At 72.4% G+C, this 6,692-nt stretch carries 4 protein-coding genes; 1 reads left to right on the forward strand and 3 read right to left on the reverse strand.

Annotation, left to right across the window (positions count from 1 at the left end):
• The first annotated feature begins 126 nt into the window (after nt 1-126).
• Nucleotides 127-2,445 carry a TonB-dependent receptor gene (locus tag FV223_RS16865; RefSeq protein WP_147728116.1) on the forward strand — a complete coding sequence of 773 codons (2,319 nt, stop codon included), beginning with the start codon at nt 127-129 and terminating at the stop codon, nt 2,443-2,445.
• Between the two features lie 122 nt (nt 2,446-2,567).
• On the opposite strand, the gene FV223_RS16870 is transcribed toward FV223_RS16865, so the two are convergent.
• From FV223_RS16870 to FV223_RS16880, 3 genes are all read right to left on the reverse strand, one after another.
• Nucleotides 2,568-3,149 carry a peptidase S14 gene (locus tag FV223_RS16870; protein WP_147728117.1) on the reverse strand — a complete coding sequence of 194 codons (582 nt, stop codon included), beginning with the start codon at nt 3,147-3,149 and terminating at the stop codon, nt 2,568-2,570.
• Nucleotides 3,150-3,261: 112 nt separating this feature from the next.
• Complete coding sequence (locus FV223_RS16875) at nt 3,262-3,972, reverse strand: response regulator transcription factor (RefSeq protein WP_147728118.1); 711 nt, start codon at nt 3,970-3,972, stop codon at nt 3,262-3,264.
• Nucleotides 3,969-6,692 (reverse strand): sensor histidine kinase KdpD (locus tag FV223_RS16880; protein ID WP_147728119.1); only part of this gene is annotated, 2,724 nt, incomplete at its 5' end. The genes FV223_RS16875 and FV223_RS16880, both read right to left, overlap by 4 nt.

Genomic DNA, 6,692 nt, shown 5'->3' on the forward strand with positions numbered 1-6,692 from the left:
CCCGCATCCCGCATCGCCCCCGGATCGCCGGCCGGCCGAGGGCACCGCCGACCCTGCTCTGATCGAATCGCGAACCTCTTCCGGCGGGCCGATCCCGCCTGCCTCCCGATCAGACGAGCCCGCCCGATGCCCTTCCTGCCCAAGCTCCGGCTGCGCGCCGGCCTCCTCCTCCTGTCCGCCAGCCCGCTCGCCGTCGCGCAGGCGCAGGCACAGGCACAGGAGAGCGTCACGCTCTCCGAGCTCTCGGTGGTCGGCGAGCGCGACGGGCCGGCACCGGCGGCCGGCATTCCCTTCGGCGTCGCCGCGCCGCAGGGCTCGGCGCCCAGCGTCATCGAGCATCCGGTCGGGCAGGTCGTGACCGGGATCGGGCGGCGCGACACGATCGAGAACCGGCCGGCGACGAGCGTCGGCGCGGTGCTCGCCAACAGCCCCGGCGTCACCGTGCGCCAGGGCAACGGCGGGCGCGACGTGATCATCTCGATCCGCGGCAACAACGCCCGCTCCACCGGCGTGATCAAGAACACGGTGGTGCTGGAGGACGGCTTCGTCCTGACCCAGCCCGACGGCGCCGCGCGCTTCGACCTCTCCGACCCGCGGGCCTATTCCCGCATCGACGTGTTCCGCGGGCCGCAATCGGCCCTGTTCGGCAACTACGCCACGGGCGGCGCGCTGGCCTTCCGCACCCGCACCGGCCGCGAGATCGACGGCTACGAGATCGGCACCGATGCCGGCAGCTTCGGCTATCTCAGCACCTCCTTCACGGTCGGCGGCGTCAGCGGCCCGTTCGAGATCAGCCTGTTCTCCAGCGACGTGCGCGCCAACGGCTACCAGGACCATTCGTCCTACGACACGCAGACCATCGACCTGCTGGCGAGCTACACCCCGACGCCGGACAACCGCTTCACCCTCAAGGTGATCAACAACGACCTGCACGCGGACCTCGCCGCCCGGTCGTCGCTGGCCGAGTTCCGCACCAACCCCTATCAGCGCGGCTGCGCGGCGGCGGCGACCGCGGCGGCGGGCTGCTCGCTCACCAACCTCTTCGTCAACGGCGCCTACGGCCGAAGGGTCGGCGTCACCGCCGACGAGGCCGGCTTCGAGCGCAAGGACCGGCGCACGATCGTGGCGGCGCGCTACGAGCACGACATCGACGCCCAGACCACCTGGCGCACGCAACTCGGCTTCGACGAGCGCAATTTCAACCAGCCGTTCTACGCGACCGCGTCACGGGGCTCGTACCCGTCCTGGAACTTTCTCACCGACCTCACCCGGCGCTACGACCTGTTCGGCCTGCCGGCGGTCGGCTACGTGGCTTTGGCCTACAGCACCATCGACAACCGGATCTCGACCTACAACCGCGCGCCCTACGGCGGCCCGCGGCTGGGCGCGCTGATCGGCGACCAGGAGGCGGTGCAGTCGAACCTCGGCGGCCGCGCCCGCACCGAGGTCGCGCTCTCCGAGCAGTGGACGGGCGTCGTCGGCATCGGCGCCGAGACCACGTCGATCACCGGGCGCAGCCTCGCCTACGCCTACGCGGCCGCGGGCGCGACCACGACGATCGCGGACGCGAACCGCAGCTTCCTCAACGTCGCCCCGGAACTGGCGCTGGTCTACCGCCCGAGCGCCGAATGGGCGTTCCGCGGCCGCGTCGCCACCGGCTACACCACGCCGGCGGCGAGCAACCTGTTCGTGACCGCGGCGGGCCTGCCCGGCAACAACACCGGGCTGCAGACCCAGGAGAACCTCGGCTTCGACCTCGGCACCGACTGGACGCCGGTCGAGGGGCTGCGCCTCAGCGTCACCGGCTTCTACGAGATCTTCCGCAACGAGCTCGTCTCGCAATCGCCCGGGGCCGGCCTGCAGAGCTACACCTTCAACGCCCCGGCCTCGGAGCACCGCGGCCTCGAGGTCGGCGCCGACTGGGCCTTCGCGCCGGGCTGGCGCATCGTCGCCGCCTACACCTTCGACGACCAGGTCTACACCCGCTACGTCGAGCAGCTCAGCGCCGGAGCGCTGACCCGCCGCCTCGACCGCGCCGGCAACCGCATCCCGGGGGTGCCGGCCAACCAGCTGCTCGCCCGCGTCGGCTACGACGTCCCGGCCGGGCCGCTCGCCGGACTCGGCGCCTTCGTCGAGACCGTGTTCCAGGACGATTTCTACCTCGACAACGCCAACCAGCTGAAGGCGCCGGGCTACGCGATCGTCAACGCCAACGTCCACTACGCGACGGAACTCTCCGGCGGCTACGCCAAGCGCCTCACGCTCTACGCCGAGGTGCGCAACCTGTTCGACACGGTCTACGCCGCCTCGGCCCAGAACCTCGCCGACACGATCAGCGCGACGACCGGGCTGCAGAACGGCGCGGGCGTGCTCGCCGGCACCACCGGCTCGATCTATGCCGGCGCCCCGCGCAACCTCGTCGCCGGGATGAAGCTGGCGTTCTGATGCCGACCCTCGGTGAGCCCGGCTCATCGAGGGTCGGCCCCCGCGACCGCCGGGCGGCGGTCGTCCGCCGGACCTCATGGGTTCTCACCTACGAGGCTTGGCCTGAAGACTCGGCATGAGCCTCAGATCACCGCCTCGATCAGGCCGAGGGTGCGGGCCTCCTCGGCCTCGATGTACCAATTGTAGGGAGCCCGCTCGATCACCTGATCGAGGGTCACGCTCGAGCCCTCGACGAGGTTGGCGAAGCCCTCGTTCTGGATCGCGATCGAGCACTCGATCTCGTGGAGCGTCGCCTTCACCGTGGCGATGCAGGTGGTCAGCGGACCGTTGATCCGGAGCTCCTTGGCGAGCTTGCGCTCGTGGATCATCAGCCGCGTGCCGGGGGTGAGGTAGCGGTTCTGCCGGGTGAAGAAGCTCATGAAGGTGGTGCCGGCGGAGTAGATCGCCGCCTTGCCGAGGAAGGCGTAGCGGCATTGCGGGTTCATCGCGCTCTTGAAGCGGATGTCCTCGCCCATCATCCGCGCGACCTCCGGGTCGCCGCCGAGCGTGGTCAGCTCGACGACGACCAGCCCCTCGCACGGGGCCTTTCCGATCTGGGCCCGGAAGTCCCGGTACATGTCGTAATCCACCGTGCCGGCGAGCAGGACGGTCGGAGCCGCGAAGTCGGCGGCTTTCAGGGTCGTATCCGGGGTCGTGGTGTTCATGGGGCGGGGCGGCCTTGCGATGCGGACGGGTTTGCGATCCGAACGGGATCGCGGCCTGCACAACCCGCGCCGGACCTGTTCGTTCAGGAAAAGATCCGCATCGGGGACGCCGTCAGCGCGACAGCCCGTCGTCGGGCGCGCGCAGGCGGTAGCCGACGCCGGTCTCGGTGAGCAGCAGGCGCGGGCGCTCGGGATCGGCCTCCAGCTTCTGCCGGAGCTGGCGCATGTAGACCCGGAGGTATTGCGGGTCGGACGAGGCCGAGACCGCGCCCATCAGCTGGGCGTGGGTCAGCACCTTGCCGGCATGCTGCACCAGCACCCGCAGGAAGTCGTACTCGCGCGGCGTCAGCTTCACCTCGCGCCCCTCCACCCGGACGATGCGGCGCACGAGGTCGACGCTCAGGGGCCCGACCTGGAACAGCGGGCGCTGCCCTTCCGTCGCGAGCTGGTGGCGGAGCGCCGTGCGGATGCGGGCCAGCAGCTCGCCCATGCCGAAGGGCTTGGTGACGTAGTCGTCGGCCCCGAGGTCGAGCGCCTCGACCTTGCCGGTCTCGTCGTCGCGGCTCGACAGCACCACCACCGGCAGGGCGGGATGCGCCGCGCGGATCCGGGCGAGGAGGTCGTGCCCGCGCATGTCGGGCAACCCGAGATCGAGGATCACGAGGTCCACCGTCTCGTGGCCGGACGCCTTGCGGCCCAGGGTCTCCAGGGCGGTGCGGCCGTCCGGCGCCTCGAGCACGGCGTAGCCCTGGGTCCCAAGCCCGGTGCGCAGCAGCCGCCGGATCGGCGGCTCGTCGTCGACGACGAGGATGTGCAGGGTCATGCCGCCCGATCCGAGGCGGTCCGCGCGGGCTCGGCGGGGACCGGCAGGGTGATGGTGAACACCGCGCCGGAGCGGTCGCGGCGGTTGGCGCCGACGACCGTGCCGGCCATCGCCTCGATGAAGCCGCGGGAGATCGGCAGGCCGAGGCCGGTTCCGGCCCGCACGCTGTCGGCCTTGGCGACGCGGTAGAACGTATCGAACACCCGTTCCAGGTCGGCCTCCGGCAGGCCGCCGCCTTCGTCGAGGATCTCGATCCGCACCCGCATCCCGTCCCGCCGGCCGCGCAGGCGGATGGTCGACCCCTCGGGGGCGTACTTGCCGGCGTTGTCGAGGAGGTTGACCAGCACCTGCTCGAACAGCACCGGATCGAGCCGCAGCGGGGGCAGGCCGGGCGCGATCTCCACCACGACGCGGTGGCCGGACAGGATCGCCTCCAGGCGGCGCAAGGCCGTGTCGGCGATCTCGGCGACGTCGTGCAGCGCGACGTTGGGCACCACGGCGCCGGCCTCCAGGCGGGTCATGTCGAGGAGGTTGGCGATGAAGCGGTTGAGGCGCTCGGATTCCGCGATGACGGTCGCGAGGAGATCCGCCTTCGCGGGGGCGTCGAGGGCGTCGTCGAGGTCGCGCAGCGTCGTGGCCGCGCCGAGCACGGCGGCGAGCGGCGTGCGCAGGTCGTGCGAGATCGAGGTGAGCAGCGCCTGGCGCAGGCGGTCGGTCTCGGCCGCGCGCTCGGCCCGGTCGAGGTCCTCGACGAGGCGGACGCGCTCGATGGCCAGCGCGCCCTGGTCGGAGAGCGCGTCGACGAGGCGCCGGCTCTCCGGCGAGAGGATCGGCCCGGCCCGGTCGGCGTCGAGGCCGATGACGCCGAGCGTCCCCCGGCCGGTCCGCATCGGCAGGAACAGGCGCTTGGCGCCGGGCAGGGTGTCGGCGCCGCGGCCCGCCGCCCGGTCGTTGTCGAAGGCCCACTTGGCGGCGGCGAGGTCGGCTGCGTCGAGGGTGTCCTCCGGCGGGTAGCCGGCGCGCACCGCGATCGCGCCGGCCTCGGGCAGGAGCAGCACGACGCGGACGTCGAGGCTCGCGGCGATCTGGTAGGCGGTCGCCCACAGCACGTCGTCGAGGGTGCCGCAGCCGGCGAGCTTGCGGCTGAAGCCGTAGAGCCGCTCGCTCGCCACGGCCCGCGCCCGCGAGACCACCGCCTCCTGGCGGGTGCGCGCGGCGAGGTTCGAGACCAGCACGGCGACCAGCGTGAACAGGCAGAAGGCGGCGACGTTGGTCGGGTCGGCGATGGTGAAGGTGTAGAGCGGCGGCAGGAAGAAGAAGTTGTAGGCGAGCGAGGCCGCCACCACGGCGGCGAGCGAGGGCCCGAGGCCGAAGCGCACCGCCACGGCGACCACGGCGGTGAGCAGGACGAGGTCGGCGTTCTCGACGCCGAGCATCGGCTGCAGGGCGAGCGCGATCCCGAGGGCGCCCCCGACGGCCGCGAGCGCGACCGCGTAGGGCCAGGCCGAGCGGGACGGCTCCGCGGCCGTGCGCACGCTCTTCGGCCCGGCCGCGTCCCCGCCCTGCGCCTCCCCACTCTGCGCCTCGCCCGCGATGACGTGGACGCTGATCTGCCCTGAGCCGCGCACGAGGTCGTGCACCACCGAGCCGTTCAGGATCTCGAACAGCCGCGAGCGCTCGGACTTGCCCACCACGACGTGGTTGGCGTTGGCGCTCCGCGCATAGGCCAGGATGTCGTCGGCGATCCGCCGCGAGCCCGGCACGGTCGCCGCCTCGCCGCCGAGCCGGTCGGCCAGCCGCAAGGTGTCGGCGATGCGGTCACGCGCGGCCTCCGACAGCGCCTGCGCCCGCGGCCCCTCGACCGAGAGCGCGGTCCAGGGCGCGTGCAGGCGGTCGGCCAGGCGCTTGGCGTAGCGCACCAGCCCGGCCGCGCGCGGATCCTCGCTGACGCAGACCAGCACCCGCTCGCCCGCGCCCCAGGGCCCGGGGATGGCGTTGGCCCGCATGTGGCTCAGGAGCTCGTCGTCGACCCGGTCGGCGGTGCGGCGGAGCGCCAGCTCGCGCAAGGCCGTGAGGTTGCCGCGGGAAAAGTAGTGCCGCAGCGCGCGGGCGGCGTTGCGGGGCAAGTAGACCTTGCCGTCCTCGAGGCGCCGGATCAGGTCGTCGGGGTTGAGGTCGATCACCTCGATGTCGTCGGCCCGGTCGAGGATGCCGTCGGGCACGGTCTCGCGCACCCGGATGCGGGTGATCTGGACGACGACGTCGTTCAGGCTCTCGACGTGCTGGATGTTGAGGGTGGTGTCGACGTCGATGCCGGCGTCGAGCAATTCCTCGACGTCCTGGTAGCGCTTCGGATGGCGCGAGCCCGGCGCGTTGGTGTGGGCGAGCTCGTCGACCAGCGCCAGGGCCGGGCGCCGGGCCAGCAGCGCGTCGAGATCCATCTCGTCGAGGCGGGTGCCCTTGTAGGCGACGGCGCGGCGCGGGACGACCTCCAGCCCGGCGACGAGGCTTTCGGTCTCCGCGCGGCCATGGGTCTCGACCACGCCGACCACCACGTCGAGGCCGGCGCGGGCCTTGGCCTGGGCCGTGGTCAGCATCTCGTAGGTCTTGCCGACCCCCGGCGCGGCGCCGAGGAAAATCTTCAGCCGGCCGCGCGACCGGCTTTCGCGGCGCGCGGCTTCGAGCAGCGCGTCGGGGGAGGGGCGGGACGGGTCTCGGCT

The sequence above is a fragment of the Methylobacterium sp. WL116 genome, from assembly GCF_008039455.1.
In the GTDB taxonomy this organism is placed as follows: Bacteria; Pseudomonadota; Alphaproteobacteria; order Rhizobiales; family Beijerinckiaceae; genus Methylobacterium.